Source organism: Rhizobium sp. TAL182, from assembly GCF_002117725.1.
Taxonomy (GTDB): domain Bacteria; phylum Pseudomonadota; class Alphaproteobacteria; order Rhizobiales; family Rhizobiaceae; genus Rhizobium; species Rhizobium esperanzae.
In genome coordinates this window covers 90,802-111,446 of the sequence record NZ_CP021029.1, presented here as the reverse complement: position 1 = coordinate 111,446, position 20,645 = coordinate 90,802, and the positions used below count along the sequence as shown (strand labels likewise).

Below are 20,645 nucleotides of genomic sequence, written 5' to 3'. Positions count from 1 at the left end.
TATTCAACCACCGTGCGCAAAGGAAGGATAATCGGTCATACCGCCATCGACGAAAACTGTCGTCCCGGTAACGTAGCGGGCGGCCTCCGACGAAAGCATGATGGCCATACTTGCGACATCCTCCGGCTCGCCTATGCGCCGCAGTGGGATTTTCGTCAGCAAATCCTTGTGGCCCTCGGCATCCTGCCAGACTGCCTGATTGATCGGGGTGCGGATCGCTCCCGGAGCGATGCAAAGCACGCGCACACCATGCGGCGCCGCTTCCTGTGCCAGCGATTTGGACATCATCGAAACGCCCGCCTTGCTGGCCGTATAAGCGCTGTAGCCGGTCCAGCCGATGACCTCATGGACACTGGTGGTGTTGAGCACGACGCCGGACCTCTGCGCGACCATGCGCTTCAGCGCTTCGCGCGTACACAGGTAGGTTCCCTTGAGGTTCACATCAATGACCTCACACCAGGCTTCGACATCACCTTCCCAGCCAAGCGAATAGCTACCGTCGATTCCTGCGTTGTTAACGAGAATATCGATGCCGCCCCACGCGGCGTCGATAGCACGGAACGTCGCCTCGACTGCTGCAGCATCCCTGATGTCGGCCATCACTGCGAAAGCTTGACCACCAGCGGCGGTGACCTCGTCAACGAGCTTATCGGATTGCTCAGGGTTGGTCAGATAGTTGATCGCGACCCGTGCGCCCTCCGCGGCGAATGCCTTCGACATCGCAGCACCGAGACCAGAGTTGCCTCCTGTCACGAGAACGCGCTTGTTTGCCAGCCCAAGATTCATTGTGATTTCCGGTGAAATCGATTGAACGCGCGCCGCCAAGCAGCGCAACCATTAACGCCGAAGGGAAGCGCTTGTTCCTGACAATGAGGATGCTCGCTCCCAATCGACACGGGAGCAATCGCTACGGGATCCGCCGATCAGGCACCTGGCGTCCACTGAAACAACCTCATTGCCCCGCAGTTCCCGGCCTTTACAAAAGAGTCCCTCATTTCTTGCGGGCTGACGTGCATGATACGACGAACCATTCTGCGGCAAGCGAGGTGACGATGAAGCGCGGATTGGCCTTCGCCGTCGTCCATTCGGCCTTGGCCACGACCCGCCGGCGGCGTGACCAGCTGTCCTTCGTCGACCACAGCAAGTCACGGAAGACACGGGCCGCCGCGCCGCTTGCCTAGGCCGCCAGGCGCGCTTCTTCCGGGGCGCCGGCAATCCACGTCCGGCCTCATCTATTGAACTCGATATCGCTCATCTTCCGGGAAACGCGGACGTTCCAATGCCGTAGAGCATCGCACGCCTCGGCCCGCGTGGGTGCGCCGATGCGTCCGCCGAACACCTGGCATTTGAGAGCCGCCGCCATGGATGACAGTCGCATCGTCTCTTCGATCGGCATGCCTTCCGCGATTGCCAGCGCGAAGGCGCCGTGGAAGATGTCGCCGGCTGCAAGTGTGTCGATCGCTCTCACCTTCGGCGCGGCAAGGTGACGGATGTCGCCGCTTGGATCATCGAACCACAGGGAGCCATGTTCGCCAGCCGTGACGCTGATGAAGGCATGTTCGAATTTCCGTTTCAGCAGGCCGACGGTCTCGACGAGATCCGCCGTCCCGGCAAGCCGCTCGGCCGCGGGCTGCGAAAACACGATGTGGCTGGCGGCCGGCGCCAGCATCTCGATGACCCCCTCGCCGGCAACGTCGCCGTCGAGTATGGCCGGTTTGCCGGCTTTGCCAGCTGCGATCAACACCCGCAGTGCAAGCTTCGGCCATCGGACATCGACAAGCACCGCATCGAAAGCAGACATCTCCTGCTCGGTGACCAACCTGACCGTATCGTGGAGCCTCTCATCGTAGAAAGGCACAATCAGGCGTTCGCCCTCATCATCGATGAGGATCGTCGAGACGGCCGAGCGGGCGCCCTGCACAACCGTCATGCCGCTCGTGTCTATGCCGCTGTCGCCGAGGTCGGAAATGATCCGTTCGCCGGTGGCGTCGTCGCCGACCGCGCCCCAGAGGCTGGCATGGCCGCCAAGCCGGGCGACGGCGAATGCCGCGCTCGACGCCATGCCTTCGGCGACCTGCAGCATCTCATAGGGCAAGATCTTGCCCTGGCCCGATGGCAATGAGCGCACCCGGAACAGGGTGTCGAGCACCGCCGCGCCGATGCAAAGCACGCGGCGTGGCGGACCCGGCGGCGGGCCGAAGGCAGAGGAACTCATTAGCGGTCGCCTCACCTGCTCACTTGACGGCCCCGGCCGTCAGCCCGGCGACGATCTGTCGTTGCGCAAAGACGGTCAAGATCAGCACCGGCAAGGTGACGATCAGCGCGGCTGCCGCGAGCGGCCCCCAACTCACCTGTTCGAAGGACAGCATATTGTAGACGGCGACCGGCAGCGTGCGCGTCTCTCGGCTGGCGAGCACGATGCCGAAGACGAAGTTGTTCCAGGAGAAGATCACCGACAGGATGAAGGCGACGACGATGCCGGGCCTCGCGATCGGCAGGGCGACCAGGCGGAAAACCTGCCAGGGCGTGGCGCCGTCGATGCTCGCAGCCTCTTCCAGTTCCATCGGCGTCGTCTCGAAATAGCCGATCATGATCCACACGACGATCGGCACGGTGACGACGAGATGGATGATGATCTGCGGCATGAGCGTGCCGAGCAGGTTCAGCCACTGGAACAACAGGAAGAGCGGGATCAGGAAGGACAGGCCGGGCGTCATGCGCGCGATCATGATGACCATCGCGGATTTCTCCGCCTTCAGACGCGCGATGCCATATCCGGCCGGCACGCCGATCAAAAGCGCCAGAAGCGTGGCGCTGCCGGTCACCAGCAGCGAATTCCAGAGATAGAGGAAGAAATTGTTCTCCTCGAAGACCTTCACATAGTTTGACCAGGCGAAACGCTCCGGGATGAAGATCGGCGGATAGGCGCCGTTGTCGATTTCATATTTCAGCGACAGCGAGATCATCCAGAGGAAAAACAGCACGACCGGCGAGATCATCACCAGCGCGACGAACAGCAGTCCGATGCGATCGAGCGTCTTGCGCTTCATCAGCGTGCCTCCCCGTCGGACCAGTTGACGCGCTGCCGGATCATCATCAGGACGAAGGAGAGCAGCACGATGAGGATGAAGAAGACGACCGCCATGGCTGAGCCATAGCCGATATCGTAATAGGCGAAGGCGGTGTTGTAGAGATAGATGTTGATCGTTTCCGATGCCGTGCCGGGGCCGCCCTGGGTCATGGCATAGATGATGTCGAAGCTCTTCACCGCATCGATGCTGCGGATGATCACGGCGATCATCAGGAAGGGCGCGATCATCGGCAGCGTCAGATAGCGGAATTTCTGCCAGACATTGGCGCCGTCGATCTCAGCGCTTTCATAAGGTTCGCGCGGAACCGCCGCCAGGCCGCCGAGCACGATCAGCATGACGAGCGGCGTCCACTGCCAGCTTTCGACCAGGACCAGCGAGGGAATGACGCTGCGCTGATTGTAGATCCACTCCTGCGGGCCGATGCCGACGAAGGAGAGGAGATAGTTGAGCACACCGAGCTGCGGATGATACATCATCGTCCAGACGAGCGCGATGGCGACGGGGGTCGCCATCATCGGCATCACGAATATGCCTCGTATGAGGCCGCGCAGCGGGAATCGGGCATCGAAGATCAGCGCGGCGAGCGTCCCCAGAAAAAGGGGAACCAGCACGGAGAGCGCCGTATAGAGCACCGTATGCCACAGCGACTCCCAGAAGCGCATGTCGGTGGCGAGTCTGATATAATTGTCGAGCCCGGCAAAGACCTGCGACTGGCCGAGCGTCCAGCTGTTGACGCTCATCCATACCGTAAACACCCATGGAAAGACGATGACGGCTGAGATGACAATGAGCGCCGGGATGACGAAGGGCCAGTAGTTGGGAGCAAACCGATCCGGTTTGCTCCTTCCTTTCGACGCCTTGGCCATAGCGGCCGTTTCGATGCCTGCCGAGGCCATTATCCCTCGCTTTTCGCCAGGACGGGTTCGAACTGTGCCGTCGCCGTCTTCAGTTCGGTTTCAGGATCGGCGCCGCCGATCATGTTGGTGAGACCGACGCCATAGATATCGCGGAACTCGGTGACCGGAATGATGACCGGCAGGGCGAGTTGCGAGATCTTGCCGGAGCCGGCAACTGCATCCAGCCATGTGCCTGGCATCTTGACGCCTTCGCGGACCTTGGCGTCCTCAAGGACGGACTGGCGGAACGGAACGCCGGCGCCGGCCTGCAGCAGGCGTGCGCCCATGTCGTGCGAAATCGCCCATTGGCAAAACAGGTAGGCGGCTTCCTTCTTCTGGCTTGCCGCGACGACACCGAGGCCGTCGCCGAAGGTGCCCGCGGCCTGCGCCTTCGGTCCTTTCGGCATGACGCCGTAACCGACCTGGCCGACGACGCGCGACTTTTCCGGATTTTCGATCGGCGGGGCGAAGCCGACGCCATCCAGCCACATGCCGATCTTGCCCTGCAGGAAGGCCGACTGCGCCTCGGCCCAGTTGAAGCCGGAAACGCCGGGAGGAGCGGTCTTGGTCATCAGCCTCTGATAAAGTTTGGCCGCGTCGATCGCTTCCTGCGATGTCGTGCGCAGCTTGCCGTCCGGGCCGAGCGGGCTCGAGCCGTAGCCAAGCAGCAACGTCGTCCAGACCGGCGTGTTGGCGTTCTTCAGGCCGCGGGCGACGAAACCGTAGGTATTGGTCGAGGGATCGGTCAACGCCTCTGCAGCACTTGCGAGTTCTTCGAAGCTGGTGGGGTAGGCAAGCCCCTTCTTCTCGAACAGCGCCTTGTTCCAGTAGATGATCCAGTAATCGACCGAGAAAGGCAGCGAACGGAGCACGCCGTCGGCATCCTTGGCGAAAGCGAGGCCTGCTTCGGCGAAATCGCTTTCCACCAAGGAGGGATCGGTCAGCGAAGCGTCCTTGAGGAAGCCGCTGATATCGGCAAGCCAGCCGCCTTTCTCGAACTGCCGCTTCTGGACGTGGTAGCTGAGGTGCACAACGTCGAAGCTCGGTTTTCCGGAGCTCAGCTCGATGGTTGTCTTCTGGCGCTGCTGCTGTTCAGGCGTTGCTTCGGCATTGACCTTGATGCCGGTGAGCTCCTCGAACTCGGACAGATACTTGGTCAGGATTTCGCTGCGCGGGCTCTTGACCAGATTGACCTCAAGCGTGGTGCCGGCGAAGCGCTTCCAGTCGACCGCAGCCGCTGCCGGCCGCATGCCGAGCACGCTGCTGGCCCCAAGGGCGGCCGTGCCGGCTAGAAAGCCGCGCCGCGTCGGGTTGAAGAATGATGGCATGTAATCCTCCTCCTTTTGCCGGCGATCTCCTCATCTCCGGCTGTTCATTCTCGATTATATCCCGAGCGCACGATCCCTTGCATGATTGATGTGTGCGACAAGGCTGTTGACGGCGTCCTCCGCCGAACGGCGTTCAATCGCCTCGAGCACCTTCAGGTGCTCGCCCATCACAGGCCCGACGTGACCGTCGATGCGAAAGCGGTCCTGGCTGATCAGGCGCATTTTGATCGAGTTCACGCGGTAGGCGTTCGAAATGATAGTATTGCCAAGGGCGTCGATAAAGGCATCATGCATGCCCCAGTCGACAGCCTGCGCGCGCAGCTCCAATTCGTGCGATCCGTCGCCGCTGCGGATGGCGTCGGCGATATCCCGATGCTGTTTCACGAGCTTTGCGATCGTCTCGTCCGACGCGGACCGGGTGAAGAGGGCCACGGCTTCCTTCTCCAGGAACACGCGCAGCTGGAAGGCCTCGCGGATGAGGTTGAGATCGATGTGAGCGATCTGCAAACCCCGCTGCGGCACGGTCTTGATCAGCCCTTCGGCTTCAAGCCTGGGGATGAGCTCTCGGATGGCGCCGAGCGGCAGCCCCGTCAGTTCCACGAGACGGCGCTGGGACACGAACTGGCCAGGGCGCACGTCACGTGCAAGAAGGTGACGCGTAAAGCTCGCATACGCCTTTTCCCGCAGTGTCGGCTGCTCCTCCGTTCCGTCCATCGCCTTCTCCAGAAACATGCCCGACCTATGCGGCTTTCGAGCGGAAAAGAGTATCGAATGCCAGAGCGAGTTGCGCCCGCGCTTCACCGGATATCGAAGTAAGCGGCGGACGGACCGCGATCCATGTCTCCTCCGACGTCGTGCGCGCGACCATCGCCTTCACGGCCGGAACGACAGGATGTTTCAGCAATTCAAGGACGAAATCGGCGACGCGGCTATCGTCCTTACCCTCTTCGGCCATCGGCTTGAGTTCGTGGGGCACGAAATTCGCCATGCCCGAGATCGCGCCCTGGCCGCCGAGGCGCACGGCCCTTGCGAGGTGCCGCTCGTCGCCGACCAGGATGATGAGATCACTATGCGCTTCGAGAAGCGCTTCGGTGTAGGGCCAGTCGCCGGAGGAATCCTTGACGCCTGTGACGATATGCGGAAAGGCCGTCCGCAGCCGGCCGATCAGCGACACGCTCAGCGGCACCATGGTGACCGACGGAAGATTATAGACGATAATGTCGCGTGCTTTGTCCCCTAACAGGGCGAATACGGCGGAAAACCACTGAAAGACGCCGTCGTCACTGACGTTTTTGAAATAGGACGGCGGGGCAAGAAGGATGTTGCGGGCGCCCCTGGACAGAGCCTGACCGGCCTGCATCGCCGCATCCTCTGCGGCATCGACCAGCACGCCGACGATAATGTTGCCAGGCGCAATACCGGCATCGAGAAACGCGGCCAGCACGCGTTCCCGTTCGCCATTCCCGATGGAGGAACCCTCGCCCGTCGTCCCAAACAGCGTCACGCTGGAGCATCCGGCCGCAAGACTGCGCCGCGCCTGCGCGATCATCGCCTCGATCGCAATATTGCCATCGCCGTCGAACGGCGTGGCGAGAGCGACGGAAAGTCCGAATCTTGATGTCAACTTTATTCCTCCCAGCTAACGGGTCAGACGTAGCAGACTGACATGTTAGTTGTAAAGGGGTGATTGTTCGGTCGTGCCCTTCAGCAGACTCTCGACCACCGAGGTTTCCAACGCTCCGCGGCCGGCCCGATCTACGAGACTACTCCTTCACCGCGCCCGTCATCGAGGAGACGTAGTAGTCGACGAAGAAGGAATACAGGATGACGACAGGCAGCGAGCCGAACAGCGCGCCCGCCATCAGCGATCCCCATTCGAAGACGTCGCCGCGGACCAGTTCCGTGAGGACGCCGACCGGAATGGTCTTGTTCTCCGAGGACTGGATGAAGGTCAGCGCATAGATGAATTCGTTCCATGAGAGCGTGAAGGCGAAGATGCCGGCGGAGATCAGGCCCGGCACCGCAAGCGGCAGGATGATCTTGACCAGGATCTGCCAGCGGTTGGCGCCGTCCACCAGCGCGCTTTCCTCGAGCTCGAACGGGATCGAGCGGAAATAGCCCATCAGCAGCCAGGTGCAAAACGGGATGAGGAACGTGGGATAGGTGAAGATCAGCGCCAGGCGCGAGTCGTAGATCCCGAGCTTGAAGACGATGAAGGCGAGCGGGATGAAGAGGATCGACGGCGGAATGAGATAGGCGAGGAAGATGACGAGGCCGATCTGCCGCGAGCCGGTGAAGCGGATGCGCTCGATCGCATAAGCGCCGAACACCGAGGCCACCAGCGACAGCGCCGTCGACCCGACGGCCACCAGCATCGTGTTCCACAGCCAGCCGGGATAGGACGTCTCGAGGAACAGGTATTTGATGTGGTCGAGCGTCGGCCCGACCACCCAGAAGGGGCTGTAATTGTTGTAGTCGGTCAACTGTTCGTTCGGCTTCACGGCGGTGATCGCCATCCAGTAAAAGGGAAAAAGCAGAACGAAGACGAAGACCGCCATCGGCAGGTAGAGCATCACTACGCGCCGCGGCAGGCGGTTCAGATAGCTCATGCCCTCGGCATTGTCGGTCAGGACCTCATCGGCCGTTTTGAGATTGGTCGACATTTTTTCCCCCTTAGAGCAATTCCAGCAAAAGTGCGTAGCGGTTTTGCGTCCGGAATGCGTAAAAACAAAGAGATAGAGTATTTCCGTGGAAATACTCTAGTCCTGGCCGCCCTGCTGCCATTTGCGGCGTTGCAGGCCGAAGAAGCTGAACATGATGGCACCGAGCAGGAAGGGTATCATGGCGACCGCGATGGCCGCCCCCTCGCCGAGCTGGCCGCCCGGAATGCCGCGCTGGAACGAGAGTGTGGCCATCAGATGCGTGGCGTTGACCGGTCCGCCCTTGGTCAGCACGTAGATCAGCTGGAAATCCGTGAAGGTGAAGAGCACCGAGAAGGTCATGACGACGGCGATGATCGGCGTCAGCATCGGCAGCGTCACATAGCGGAAGCGCTGCCAGCTCGTCGCGCCGTCGAGCGATGCCGCCTCCTGCAGCGAAGCCGGAATGGTCTGCAGGCCGGCAAGCAGCGAGATCGCCACGAAGGGGATGCCGCGCCAGACATTGGCGACGATGACCGATATCCGCGCATTTGTGGGATCACCGAGGAAGTTGATCGGCGCGCTGATCAGCCCGAGCTTCATCAGCGACCAGGAGATGATCGAGAACTGGGAATCGTAGATCCACCAGAAGGCCAGCGCCGAAAGCACCGTCGGCACCACCCAGGGCAACAGCACGATCGCCCGAAAGAAGGATTTGAACGGAAGGTGCTGGTTCAGGAGCAGCGCCAGCCAGAGGCCGAGCGCGAATTTCAGAGCCGAGGCGATGACCGTGTAAAGGATGGTGTTGAAGACCGACAGCCAGAAAACGGCGTCATCGGCCAGGAACTCATAGTTCTCCAGGCCGATGAAGATGCCATCCCGGCCGATCCGCGTGTCGGTAAAGCCAAGCCAGACGCCGAGCCCCAGGGGATAGGTGAGGAAGCAGACAAGGAACACGGCGGCCGGCAGCATGAACAGGAAGCCGAGCACATTGTTGTTCTGCATCAGCGAGGGGCCGCGCGTATCCCCGGATTTCAAGGTCGACATTGCTTGTCTCCAGATTGCATTCAGTCCTGATGCATGTCGCCCGGAAGTGTGCAGCGGTTCCGGGACTACGACATGCATAAAAACAAGGAGCTAAAGCGCGGCGCATGGATCAAATCTGATGTGACGCGCTTTAGAGGCCTGCGGCATGCCGGATATCGGGCGTGCCGCATGTCCCGGCTTCGGATCAGACGCGGTAGTAGCGGTTTGCCCGGCGTTCGGCTTCCTTCATAGCGTCCTCGGGCGACTTCTGGCCGGTGACGGCGGCGGCATACATGTCGACCAGCACGTAGTCGGCCATGGTTGCCGCCGAGGCGTAGCCGAGCGGACCGGCATAGCCGTTCGGGCGCAGCTTTTCCGAGGCGCGCGCATAGGGCGCGTGAACCGGATCGGCGGTCCAGACCGGGTTCTTGGCGAAGGCCTTGAGTGGCTGGCAGCAATAGGCGCTGGAGCCCTGGATCCAGGCATTCATCTGATCAGCTTCCATCATGAACTTGATGTAGGCCTTGGCCGCTTCCGGGTATTTGCTGTGCTTGAAGAGCAGCAGCGAGCTCGTCTGGAAAAGCTCGACGCTCTTGCCGACCGGTCCGATCGGGAAGTTCGTCGTGCGAATGTCCTTTGCGATCTCGGCGAGCTTCGGATCGTTCTTGGCCGTGTAATAGACCGAGACGCCGTTGGCGATCAGCGATACCTGGCCGGCGAGGAAGGCGCGGTTGTTGTTGACATCCAGCCAGCTTTCCGTGCCCGGAATGAAGGTCGCGTAGAGTTCCTTGGCATAGTTGATCGAGGCGAGCGTTTCCGGGCTGTTGATCGTTACCGTGCCGCTTTCGTCAACCATTTTGCCGCCATGGCTCCAGAGCAGCCAATGGGCGTAGTTGTTACCGTCGCCGACCGCCTTGCCGTGCGGGAAGCCGGCGGGCGTGCCCTTTGCCTTCATCGCCTTGCAAAGCTCGAGGAAGCCTGCGGTATCGTTCGGGAATTCGTTGAAGCCGGCAGCCTTCACATGGCTGTCGCGATAGACCACGGCATTGCCGATCGTCGTCAGCGGCATGGCGATGAACTTGTCGTCACGGGTGGCATAACCCTTCAGGCCGTCGTACCAGCCCTCGTACTTGTTGCCGAGATAGTTGCCGAGTTCCGTGAGATCGACCAGCTTGTCCGGATATTGGTGCGCGTCGTCGAACCAGCACATGATGAGATCCGGACCGGAGCCGACATTGGCCGCAACGGCGGCTTTCGGACGGATGTCCTCCCAGCTCTCCTTGTCGATGCGCACTTCCACGCCGGTGGCTTCGGTGAACTTCTTGGTATTGGCAAGCCAGGCCTCCTCATCGCCCTTCACGAAAGGCGTCCAGCGCAACAGACGCAGGCTCGCGCCGCTTTCCGGCGTGTAGGTCGGTTCGGCCTGCGCAAAGGACGGCTTGATGCCGAGGCCGGCGACACCGGCGACGGCTGCCGATGCAGCAAGAAATTCACGTCTCTTGATCGTCATGAGATTCCTCCTCATTGAAACAGCGGGAGCAATTCTCCGGCATTCACCTCCCGCTTGGTGAACGGCGGCCTGGCATCCCGGGAGCGCAAAGCTCCCCAGGGAGGTTTGCGCTCCCGTGGGGCTCACCCCTCGAATGCTTGCGCTCCGGCGGAACGGGAGACTCCTCCTCTCCCGTAACCCGCCTAGTGGCGTCAGTCGGTCAATCTCATGCCGCCTTCGGCGTCGAAGAGATGGACATGTTTGGCGTCGATCGCCACCCGGATGGCTTCGCCCGGGCGGGCATCGACACGCTCGCGGAAGACGCAGCTGACATCGCTGCCGCCGAGGCGGACGGTCAGATGCGTCTCATAACCGGTCGGTTCGATCACCACGATCTCGGCCGGCACGCCGTTCGGATCGAGCGAGATATATTCGGGGCGCAGCCCGTAAACGAGGTCGCGGCCCACAGCACTTGCAGGCGGTTTAGCGACCGGCAGCCGCGTACCGTTGGCGGCGACGAACTGGCTGGGGTTCTCAGGATCGAGCCTGCCGTGGATCATGTTCATCGCCGGCGAACCGATAAAGCCGCCGACGAAGAGATTGGCGGGGCGGTCGTAAAGCTCAAGCGGCGTGCCGATCTGCTCGACGATGCCGTCATGCATGACGACGATCTTGTCGGCCATCGTCATCGCCTCGATCTGGTCATGGGTGACGTAGACGGTCGTCGTCTTCAGGCGCTGGTGCAGTTCCTTGATCTCGGCGCGCATGGCGACGCGCAGTTTCGCATCGAGGTTGGACAGCGGCTCGTCGAACAGGAAGACCTCCGGATCGCGTACGATGGCCCGGCCCATGGCGACGCGCTGGCGCTGGCCGCCGGAAAGCTGGCGCGGATAACGGTCGAGCAGCTTGTCGAGGCCAAGGATGCCGGCGGCATATTTCACCCGCTTTTCGGCTTCTGCCTTCGGCGATTTGTTGAGCATGAGCGAGAAGCCCATGTTCTGCTCCACCGTCATATGCGGATAAAGCGCATAATTCTGGAACACCATGGCAATGTCGCGGTCCTTCGGCGGCAGCGTGTTGACGACGCGCCCGCCGATCTTGATCTCGCCACCGGAAATATTCTCGAGCCCCGCCAGCATCCGGAGAAGTGTGGACTTGCCGCAGCCCGAGGGGCCGACGAGGATGACGAATTCGCCGTCGGCGATATCGATGTCCACCCCCTTGATGACGGGATGCGCGCCGAATGATTTCCGGACATCCGCGAACTGAACGTTTGCCATACTCCCTCCTCCCAGATCATGAGCACTGCATAACTGCATATATGTCGCTTCGGCCGCGACAGCAGGCCTTAGCCCCTCCCGACAAAGGGCATTTTCGTCGCCATCACGGTCATGGTCAGCACATTGGCGCTGAGCGGCAGTCCTGCCATGTAGACGACCGCGTCGGCAATATGGGCCGGGTCGATCGTCGCCTCCGCGGCAATGCTGCCGTTGGCCTGCAGCACACCGGCCGCGATCCTCGTCGTCATGTCGCTGGCGGCGTTGCCGATATCGATCTGGCCGCAGGCGATGTCGAATTCGCGCCCGTCGAGCGCGGTGGATTTGGTCAGGCCCGTAATGGCATGCTTCGTCGCGGTGTAAGGCGCCGAATTCGGGCGCGGCGTCGTGGCCGAGACGGAGCCGTTGTTGATGATGCGGCCGCCGTGCGGGCTCTGGCTCTTCATCAGTCGGAAGGCCTGCTGCGTGCAGAGGAAGGCGCCGGTGAGATTGGCGGCGACGATGGCGTTCCATTGCTCGAAGGAAACCTCCTCGAGCGGTACGCCCGGTACGGTGACGCCGGCATTGTTGACCAGGAGGTCGAGCCGTCCGTATCTCTCCGCGATCGCATCGAAGAGAGCCCGCACCGAAGCGGGATCGCCGACATCGGCGGGAACCGCGAAAAACTCGGCCCCCGTTTCGCTGCCAAGCTCGCTCGCCGCCTTTTCAAGCACATCGGCCCGTCGTCCTGAAATCACCACTCTGTAGCCGGCCGCGCCGAGTCCCCTCGATATGGCACGTCCGACGCCGGTGCCACCGCCGGTGACAAGCGCGATCCTTGCTTCTCCGCTCGCCGATACGCTCACGCAATCCTCCCGCCGAGTTCATCCTCGATATGCACTTGCAGAATTTCGTCGAAGCTCGTTTCCGCCTTGAAACCGAGCGAAGAGGCTCTCGTCGCATCGAACTGGGTCGGCCAGCCGGCGACGATGCGTTCGATCACAGGATCGGGCACGCGTTTGATGAGGGCGACCGCCTTGTCGCCGGCCACCCGGCGCAGAGCGTCGATCTCTTCGGAGACCAGCGCGGAAAGGCCCGGCATGGTCAGGTTGCGCCGCGCGCCGATCCTCGCCGTATCGATCGTCGCGGCATGGACGAAGAAGCCGACGGCCGCGCGCGGACTGGCAAACCAGTGCCGGACGCTGTCGCTGACCGGCAATATGGCTTCCTTACCGACCAGCGGCTCGCGCAGGATATTGGAGAAGAAACCGGAGGCCGCCTTGTTGGGCGCACCGGGGCGCACGCAGATGGTCGGCAACCGGATGCCGATGCCATCGAAGATGCCGCGGCGGGAATAATCGGCAAGCAGCAGTTCGGCAATTGCCTTCTGGGTGCCGTAGCTCGTCAGCGGCGTGGCAAAGAATTCATCCGGAATGACCTCCGGGAACGGCGTGCCGAAGACGGCGATCGAGGATGCAAAGACGACGCGCGGCACATAGGCGCTCTTGAGGCTGAGCTGGCGGATCGCATCGAAGAGAGCGCGCGTGCCATCGAGGTTGACGGCGTAACCCTTGTCGAAATCTGCCTCGGCCTCACCCGACACGATGGCGGCCAGGTGAAAGATCAGATCCGGCCGGCTTTCGATCAGCCTGTCAGCTACGCCGGCGGCGGCAAGGTCGACTATCTGCGTCGTGGAGACGGACTGGAGCGTCTCCGGCACCGGCGGCTGAAAAGCATCTGCCAGCGTCAGACGGGTGATGGACCGGCCGAAAGCGAGCGGCTCGCGCGCAATCTTCTCGACCAGCTTGCGGCCGACCATGCCGGCTGCTCCCAAGATCATCACATGCATATCGGCTCTTCCTCCCGTCGGCCGGTCTCTTCGGTCAAGATCGCGCTACTCGTCTTATTGTCCTTGTGGTCACTCCCGGGCCGGCTCGCGACGCGATCTGGAACCAGCCCGATCGGCATATGCCCGATCGAATTCAGATAGGTTTGCAACCTGCGGGTCAAGTCACCTTTCCTGATCCGCAGATCATCGCTATCGAACGTTAATTAGATGTCGGATCCTCCGAAGCGCTGCCTGTGCGCCCATCGACTCCGATTCTATGACCATGGCTTTCCCTGTCTCCCGCCCGGCTTCTCTCCCATTTCCCATGGCTGGTATCGATACCGGTATCGGTAACAACGCCTATTTTTATCGTGCATGTCAAGTAGCGAGTGTTTTCCTTTTTTTAGAAAAGAGCCTATGAGTCTGACGTTGCCCGCTGGCGAGGCAGTTCGACGATGGGGTCGGTGCGATGCGTAAATCCACACTGGAAGAGGTTGCCGCTGCGGCAGGCGTCAGCAAGATGACGGCATCGCGCGCCCTTCGCGGCGCCGCCGACGTTTCCAAGGAGACCCGCGAAAAAGTGCTTCAGCAGGCCGAGCGGCTAAACTACGTCGGTAACCGGCTGGCGCTCTCACTGTCGTCGCAGCGCACCAACCTCGTCGCCGTCGTCGTTCCCAGCATGTCCAACATCGTCTTTCCCGAGATGCTGGCGGGCATTTCCGCGGGGCTGCGGGGATCAGGCATGCAGGCGGTGTTCGGCATCTCTGATTACGATATGGCGAAGGAACGCGAGATCATCCGCGACATGCTCTCCTGGCGCCCTGCCGCCATCATTGTGACGGGTCTCGATCAGCCGGCAGAAACGGTGAGAATGTTGCAGAATGCCGCGATCCCCGTCATTCAGCTGATGGATCTCGATGGCACGCCCATCGATTTCAATGTCGGTCTTTCGCATGGCAAGGCCGGGGAAGAGATGGCAAAAGCGCTGTTGGCGGCCGGCCGGCGGCGATTCGGCTATATCGGCAGCGCGATCGACAGAGATCTGCGCGCCGGCAAGCGGAAGGCCGGCTTCGAGAAAGTGCTGCGTGAGAGCGGCCTTGCTTTCGTGGACGAGCGGTTCAACGCCGCCTATTCCTCGGTGGCGCACGGCAAGCGGCTGTCCATGTCGATGCTCGCGGCGACCAGGGATCTCGACTGCATCTATTATTCCAACGACGACATGGCGACGGGCGGCGCCTTTGCCTGCCTGGAACTCGGCATTTCCAGCCCTGCGGAAATCCTGATCGCCGGATTCAACGGGTTGGATGTCGCCAGCGCCCTCCCGGTCAGGATCGCAACCTCGATTTCGCCACGGCGTCAGATGGGCGAAGTCGCCGCCGCGCTTCTGCTCGCTGCGAGCAGCGGAGACGGCAGCCAGATATCCGAAAAAATCATTGCCTTCACTCCGGAGATCACCGGCGTGGATTGAAGTCTGAATGCCTCGTGCTCGCCTCCAGAAGAGTTGGCTCGATGCGTCGGTTTGCAGAATTGCAGCCGCGCCGTTGCGCGCATGCAAAGACCCGTGGCCCTGCCAGTCCTGGGAACGTTGTTCGGTGTCGAACATTGAAATGATGCGACGCTCGAATATGTCGCTTCGAGGCTGACGGTGATCGGAGTTCCAGGGAGTCGGTGCAGATGAGCCTGAAAGGCGCCTGGCATTGGCAAGTTGCACTGGCAGTCCTGCTTCTCCTCGTTGCAGCCTCGGCCTCGGCAGCAGGCGTCGCCGATCGGGACGCGCCATCGGAAACGCTGTTTCTCGTCCAGATCATCGTGCTCGTCGCCATCGGGCGATTGCTCGGCGAGTTCATGGTGCGCATCGGCCAGCCCTCCATCATGGGTCAGATCATCGGCGGTGTCCTCCTCGGGCCATCTGTATTCGGCTCTCTATGGCCTGACCTTCAGCATCAGCTGTTCCCGGCGGGCGAAGCACAAAAAAGCATGACCGACGCCATTGCCCAGCTCGGCATCCTGTTCCTCTTGCTTCTCGCCGGTATGGAAACGGATCTCGGCCTGGCGGTCCGGCTGCGCCGCGCCGCCTTCGGCGTTTCGTTAAGCGGTATTCTCATCCCCTTCGCCGCGGGTTTTACTCTAGGAGAGCTCCTCCCTGCCTCGCTGTTGCCGAATGTGCAGGCGCGGCTGGTGACGGCGCTCTTTCTTGGAACGGCTCTCTCCATCTCCTCCGTCAAGATCGTGGCATCCGTCGTCCGGGAAATGGATTTCATGCGACGCAATATCGGCCAATTGATCGTCGCGTCGGCAATCATCGACGATACCGTCGGCTGGGTGATCATCGCCGTGACTTTCAGCCTTGCCGAACATGGCGCCGTCGATCTGTGGATATTGGTGAGGAGCGTAGCCGGCACGCTTGCTTTCATGGCGTTCAGCTTCACGATCGGGCGCCGCATCGTCTTCGAAATCATCCGACTGACGAACGATAAGTTCAAAAGCGATCTGCCGGTCCTTAGCGCCATCATCGCCATCATGGGCGCCATGGCGATCATCACTGATCTGATCGGTGTGCACACGGTTCTCGGCGCGTTCGTCGCCGGCATTCTGGTCGGTCAATCGCCGATTTTGACCCGCCAGATCGACAGCCAGCTTCGGGCGCTGACAACGGCGCTGTTCATGCCGGTCTTTTTCGGCCTGACCGGCTTGGAGACGGATCTCGGCGTTCTCAGCGATCCCGCCATTCTGCTCCTGGCGCTCGGCCTTATCCTGATTGCGAGCTTGGGAAAGTTCGGAGGCGCCTTTGCCGGCGCCAAATTCAGCGGCTTTACCAATCCGGAAGCCGTCGCGCTTGGCTGCGGAATGAACGCCCGCGGCTCCACCGAGGTCATCGTCGCATCGATCGGTCTTTCCATCGGGGTTCTCGATCAGCGGCTGTTTTCCGTCATTGTGGCGATGGCGGTGGTCACGACCATGGCCATGCCGCCATCGCTGCGTTGGGCGCTTGCAAGGCTGCCGATGCGGGAGGACGAGCGTGATCGTTTGGCCCGTCAAGGATTCGAAGAGCAAAGCTTCCTTTCGAAATTTGAACGCATCCTTCTTGCCGTCGACAATTCCGCCAGCAGCGGCCTTGCGACCCGCATTGCCGCCCATTTTACTGCCTTGCGAAAGATGCCGATCACCGTGTTGAACATCGATGGAAAACCCCAAGGCCCAGAAGCCCAATCCGGCGGCAACAAGGACGAAGCGGGACGGACAATCGATAACACCGCCATGGCGATTGCCGAACAAGTGAGGGAGAGCGCGCAGCGAACCGTCGGCCGCCTCGGCAGTCAGGAGGCCGCCATCGATGGCGATCTTCACGTTACAACGAGTGGGACGAGCGGGGACCTCGAAGCACTGCTGGCCGAGAGTGCCGAAAAGGGTCATGACATGCTCTTTGTCGGGGTCGAACCCACCGCAGCGCCCGAGGGAGGTCTTGACCAGAAAATTTCGAGGATGAGCAAGTCGTTCAAAGGAACGACTGCCATCTGTTCGCAACGTGACGCCTTGCCCGACGATGACGGAAGGCTGCGCATCTTGGTGCCGATCAGCGGGACAGAACGGTCCATGCGGGCGGCGGAATTCGCGTTGGTCGTGGCCAAGGCCAGCGGCGCGCACGTAGCTGCGATTTACATCCGTGAGCCGCAACAGGCGTCATTGGCGCCGCGTGTGAGCGATATCGCCAACGCGCATCTGGCCGCATTCAGGAAGATTGACGAAATCGCGAGCTACAACGACATTTCGGTCGAAAAGATCACCCAGTCGGGCGGCGCACCCGATCTGTCGATCCTGCGTCAGGCGCGCCGAGGCAGGTTCAATCTGATCGTGCTCGGCGTCAGCCGACGGGCCGGCGAGATGCTGTCATATGGACCGATCGCTGATACTTTGCTCGAGGCCGCCGACCGCTCCTTCATTCTTGTCGAAACAGAATGATGAGCGTTTACTGGTCCTGGCCGAGCTGTCTTGCGAGATCGGCAAGCATGGCAACCTGGCCTTTGAGAATCTTGATTTCAGCTTCTGCGATGGGAAACCACCCGGCGCGGTCGACCTCGGGGAAATTCTGGATGCGGCCCGATCGCGGTGGCCATTCGATCTGAAACTCCGCACTCCGCACTGTCTCGACGTCAAGCGCGGCGTCCGCCTCCACCGACCAGACGACCACCACTTTTCCGCCGCGCTGGCGATATTCTCCGAGCCGGGCGAAGCTTCCTTGAATTTCGACGCCGAGCTCCTCCTGCGCCTCCCGGATCGCTGCCGACAATTCGTCTTCGCCGGCTTCGATCAATCCTTTCGGGATCGACCAGGCGCCCTCGTCCTTCTTCGCCCAGAAGGGACCGCCGGGGTGGACGAGCAGGACCTCCGGCCTCGTCTCGCAAAGGCGGTAGATGAGAAGCCCGGCGCTACGGACCGGCATCGGCAACTCCCTCAATGATCATGGTCTTTCCTCGATGACAACTTTCCGCGCAGTAGCGCGTTAGAGCTGACAGCCACACACGGACGCGCGGAGAATATCATGCCCAAAGGATTTCGTTTCGACCTGCTTGCCAAGAGCGGCTATGTGGCGCGCGGTATCGTGTTCCTCCTCGTGGCGGGCCTGGCCCTCTTCTCCGGCGTCGCCGGCGGAAAGTCGGAAACGAAATCGGCACTTTCGACGCTTCTCGGACAGCCCTTCGGCCGCGTCTGGGTTGGTCTCATCGGCATCGGACTTCTGGGTTTCGTCGCCTGGCGGCTGGCGCAGTCGCTCGCCGACAGCGACGGCCACGGCCGCGACGCCAAGGCCATCGCCATCCGCACGGTTTTCTTCGGCAGCGCCGTCGTCTATCTCGGGCTTGCCGGATACGCGCTGGGGCACGCACTCTTCAGCGGCGGCGGAAGTCAGGGATCGGGTGAGAAGGGATTGGCAGAATGGATCATGTCGCAGCCGTTCGGCGCCTATCTGGCCATGGCCGTCGGTCTCGGCTTCATCATCGGCGGGGCCGTGACGGCAGCCAAGGGCATTACCAGGAAATTCGAACGCTATCTCAGGCTCGCCGACACAAGCGGCGTGGTGACCTCGGTCTGCGTCTACGGCCTCGTCGCCCGCGGCGTCGTCTTTGTGATCACCGGAATATTCTTCGTCTATGCAGGTTTTCGTGTTGATCCTGAGCAGGCTGGTAGCATGGCGGACGCGCTCGAATGGGTGAGACGGCTTCCTTTCGGCGCGATCCTCTACATCGCCATTGCGATCGGCCTGGCGGCCTTCGGGATCTATAACCTCGTCGAAGCGCGTTATCGCGTCGTGCACAGCCCGTCCCTTGACGACGTGAAACATTCGATTCCTACACCTGGCCATTAGCAAACACGTCGGCTTCCCAAGCGGACGGACTGCGCCATCTCTGTCAGATGATTTACTTTATCGGCGATACCCACTTTGCAGATCCCCGCGTCCTTCGCATCGACCGACGCCCCTTTCCCGACATGGCGTCCCACGACGTGACGCTGATCCGCAACTGGAACGAGATCGTTGATGCGCAGGACGACATCTGGCATCTCGGCGACTTCATGTCCTTCCGCGGCGGCGATTGCGACCAGCTCCTTTCGATGCTGAACGGGCGGAAGCACCTCATCATCGGGAATAATGATCCCCCGACGACGACCGAGGCGACAGGATGGGCAAGCGTTCAGCACTACAGCGAAATGACGCTGGACGATCATCTGCTGATCCTGTGCCATTACCCGTTCCGCACCTGGAACAAGATGGGCAAGAAGTCGATCAATCTGCACGGACATTCCCACGGCCGCCTCAAGCCCCTGCCCCGCCAGTACGATGTCGGCGTCGATGCGCAGGGCCTCAGGCCGGTGTCGCTGCAAGCCCTGTTGTCGACGAAGCCGGGGTCATGATGCCGCTGAAAAGTGCTAAGCGACAGAACGAAATGACCGCCTGGTTCTCTTCGCTGGCGCCGGTCCGGCCGGCCGAGATGCTCGGCCTGTGGCGAGGTGCGGGCATCCCATCGGGCCACCCGCTCGACGGCGTTCTCGAGAACCTGGGCTGGTTCGGCAAGCGGTTTCACGCCGACATGCGCGCCGACGCCCTCCTCTTTCAGTGGCGGTCGGATCGGCTGGTGGCGATCGACCCCGGCATTTTTCCGATCCGCCTGGCCATCAAGGCGGCGCCGTTCGGCCGCACTCGGATCGCCCGGAGCTGCTTCTCCTACCTGCAGAAGGCGCTGCGGGCGCGGGGTACGACCGCGTCGCTGAGGCTTCAGACCTTCGATAACTTCACCACAGCTGCTATGGTCTACGACAGGCAGCCGATCGCCGACTATTTCCGCAGAACGGGAGACGACCAGGTCGCTGGTATGATGTGCGTCGACGGCGATGCCTGTCGTTATTTCTTCGAGCTCCGCAGGATCGACGCCGCATCGCAGCGACGGAGTGGATGAGGCGAGGGCAATGGTTGCACGAGTGCCGCGACGGGGAACAATCTGCTCCTCTCGTGAGTTAGGCCATGCAACCCTGGGGGATTTCATGCGTGCTGCGCTGATCGCGACTTTGCTTTCGCTCTCCTGCTTGCCGGCCGAGGCAACGGCGTCGGAGGCAGGATTTCTCCAGTCTTTGGACGGTGACTGGAGCGGAACCGGAATGGTCCTCACCAAGATAGGCGGCGCGAATCTGAAGGTCTCCTGCACCCTGCGATCTGATGCGGGTGCATCTGCCGTCTCGATGAATGGGACGTGTCGCGGCCTTGCCGTTTTCACCAGGAGCTTCTCGGCGACCGTAAATGCCGCCGGAGAGCGTTATACCGGCAAGTACGTGGGACCATCGGGGCTGCCGTCGAAGCTTGCCGGGAGCAGGAAAGGCACCGCCCTCAACCTGCGTGTGACGTGGGCGCGGCTGGTCAACGGCGACCGAGATGCAATTTTAACGATTGAGAAGGTCGGGCAGAACAAGCTTCGACTGCAGACCGTCGACAAAGACCCCGCTTCCGGCCAGCCGGTCGTAACCAGCCGCATCGATTTGCAGCGGCCTTCCATGGCAGAAAGATAGCCGCTCGAGCAGCCGCGCTCACAGGAGCGACGACTCGA

The 20,645-nt window shown here is 61.6% G+C and carries 20 protein-coding genes and 1 pseudogene; 6 read left to right on the top strand and 15 right to left on the bottom strand.

The window, feature by feature from the left end; translation table 11 throughout:
- Positions 1–3: 3 nt before the first annotated feature.
- The 14 genes and pseudogenes from fabG to denD form a co-directional block, all read right to left on the bottom strand.
- The gene (gene fabG, locus Tal182_RS29630) at positions 4–786 is read right to left on the bottom strand and encodes a 3-oxoacyl-ACP reductase FabG (protein ID WP_085861836.1); all 783 of its coding nucleotides are present in this window, start codon (positions 784–786) and stop codon (positions 4–6) included.
- A gap of 241 nt (positions 787–1,027) precedes the next feature.
- A pseudogene (locus Tal182_RS29625) lies at positions 1,028–1,216 on the bottom strand (transposase); the annotation flags it as partial.
- 12 nt (positions 1,217–1,228) lie between these two features.
- Positions 1,229–2,215: a sugar kinase gene (locus Tal182_RS29620; RefSeq protein ID WP_064807402.1), complete on the bottom strand. Its 987-nt coding sequence runs from the start codon at positions 2,213–2,215 to the stop codon at positions 1,229–1,231.
- Between the two features lie 19 nt (positions 2,216–2,234).
- Positions 2,235–3,050 (bottom strand): carbohydrate ABC transporter permease, encoded by an 816-nt coding sequence (locus tag Tal182_RS29615; RefSeq protein ID WP_085781403.1) that lies wholly within the window; start codon positions 3,048–3,050, stop codon positions 2,235–2,237.
- Positions 3,050–3,988, bottom strand: coding sequence for a sugar ABC transporter permease (locus Tal182_RS29610; RefSeq protein WP_064807399.1), 939 nt, complete (start codon positions 3,986–3,988; stop codon positions 3,050–3,052). The genes Tal182_RS29615 and Tal182_RS29610 overlap by 1 nt, the downstream gene beginning before the upstream one ends.
- Positions 3,988–5,316 (bottom strand): sugar ABC transporter substrate-binding protein, encoded by a 1,329-nt coding sequence (locus Tal182_RS29605; protein WP_085861835.1) that lies wholly within the window; start codon positions 5,314–5,316, stop codon positions 3,988–3,990. Before Tal182_RS29605 ends, Tal182_RS29610 begins: the two co-directional genes overlap by 1 nt.
- A gap of 54 nt (positions 5,317–5,370) precedes the next feature.
- Entirely contained in the window at positions 5,371–6,048 is a 678-nt protein-coding gene (locus Tal182_RS29600; RefSeq protein WP_170965813.1) for a GntR family transcriptional regulator, read from the bottom strand.
- Between the two features lie 7 nt (positions 6,049–6,055).
- A complete protein-coding gene (locus tag Tal182_RS29595; RefSeq protein WP_085861834.1) occupies positions 6,056–6,940 on the bottom strand; it encodes a dihydrodipicolinate synthase family protein in 885 nt (294 codons plus the stop codon).
- 139 nt (positions 6,941–7,079) lie between these two features.
- Complete coding sequence (locus Tal182_RS29590; protein WP_064812401.1) at positions 7,080–7,979, bottom strand: carbohydrate ABC transporter permease; 900 nt, start codon at positions 7,977–7,979, stop codon at positions 7,080–7,082.
- A 96-nt stretch (positions 7,980–8,075) separates the two neighbouring features.
- Positions 8,076–9,002, bottom strand: coding sequence for a sugar ABC transporter permease (locus Tal182_RS29585; RefSeq protein WP_064807391.1), 927 nt, complete (start codon positions 9,000–9,002; stop codon positions 8,076–8,078).
- Positions 9,003–9,186: 184 nt separating this feature from the next.
- A complete protein-coding gene (locus Tal182_RS29580; RefSeq protein WP_064807389.1) occupies positions 9,187–10,491 on the bottom strand; it encodes an ABC transporter substrate-binding protein in 1,305 nt (434 codons plus the stop codon).
- Between the two features lie 191 nt (positions 10,492–10,682).
- Positions 10,683–11,750: a sn-glycerol-3-phosphate ABC transporter ATP-binding protein UgpC gene (gene ugpC, locus Tal182_RS29575; RefSeq protein ID WP_085861833.1), complete on the bottom strand. Its 1,068-nt coding sequence runs from the start codon at positions 11,748–11,750 to the stop codon at positions 10,683–10,685.
- Positions 11,751–11,818: 68 nt separating this feature from the next.
- Positions 11,819–12,592, bottom strand: coding sequence for an SDR family oxidoreductase (locus tag Tal182_RS29570; RefSeq protein WP_064807385.1), 774 nt, complete (start codon positions 12,590–12,592; stop codon positions 11,819–11,821).
- On the bottom strand, positions 12,589–13,575 hold the full coding sequence (gene denD / locus Tal182_RS29565; RefSeq protein ID WP_064807383.1) for a D-erythronate dehydrogenase: 987 nt from the start codon (positions 13,573–13,575) through the stop codon (positions 12,589–12,591). The genes Tal182_RS29570 and denD overlap by 4 nt, the downstream gene beginning before the upstream one ends.
- 448 nt (positions 13,576–14,023) lie before the next feature.
- On the opposite strand from denD, the gene Tal182_RS29555 reads away from it, so the two are divergent.
- Complete coding sequence (locus tag Tal182_RS29555) at positions 14,024–15,022, top strand: LacI family DNA-binding transcriptional regulator (RefSeq protein WP_082240389.1); 999 nt, start codon at positions 14,024–14,026, stop codon at positions 15,020–15,022.
- 206 nt (positions 15,023–15,228) lie between these two features.
- The gene (locus Tal182_RS29550) at positions 15,229–17,514 is read left to right on the top strand and encodes a cation:proton antiporter (protein WP_085861832.1); all 2,286 of its coding nucleotides are present in this window, start codon (positions 15,229–15,231) and stop codon (positions 17,512–17,514) included.
- 7 nt (positions 17,515–17,521) lie between these two features.
- Here Tal182_RS29550 and Tal182_RS29545 read toward each other — a convergent pair whose 3' ends face one another.
- Positions 17,522–17,995, bottom strand: a complete 474-nt coding sequence (locus Tal182_RS29545; RefSeq protein ID WP_085861831.1) for an NUDIX domain-containing protein — start codon at positions 17,993–17,995, stop codon at positions 17,522–17,524.
- A 99-nt stretch (positions 17,996–18,094) separates the two neighbouring features.
- Between Tal182_RS29545 and Tal182_RS29540 the strand changes: the two genes are divergently transcribed.
- The 4 genes from Tal182_RS29540 to Tal182_RS29525 all read left to right on the top strand — a co-directional run bounded on the left by Tal182_RS29540 (position 18,095) and on the right by Tal182_RS29525 (position 20,607).
- Positions 18,095–18,916 (top strand): DUF1206 domain-containing protein, encoded by an 822-nt coding sequence (locus Tal182_RS29540; RefSeq protein WP_064807376.1) that lies wholly within the window; start codon positions 18,095–18,097, stop codon positions 18,914–18,916.
- A gap of 47 nt (positions 18,917–18,963) precedes the next feature.
- A complete protein-coding gene (locus tag Tal182_RS29535) occupies positions 18,964–19,461 on the top strand; it encodes a metallophosphoesterase family protein (RefSeq protein WP_064807374.1) in 498 nt (165 codons plus the stop codon).
- Positions 19,461–20,003 (top strand): GXWXG domain-containing protein, encoded by a 543-nt coding sequence (locus Tal182_RS29530; RefSeq protein WP_085862110.1) that lies wholly within the window; start codon positions 19,461–19,463, stop codon positions 20,001–20,003. Before Tal182_RS29535 ends, Tal182_RS29530 begins: the two co-directional genes overlap by 1 nt.
- 85 nt (positions 20,004–20,088) lie before the next feature.
- Positions 20,089–20,607 (top strand): hypothetical protein, encoded by a 519-nt coding sequence (locus Tal182_RS29525; RefSeq protein ID WP_085861830.1) that lies wholly within the window; start codon positions 20,089–20,091, stop codon positions 20,605–20,607.
- Positions 20,608–20,645: the final 38 nt, after the last annotated feature.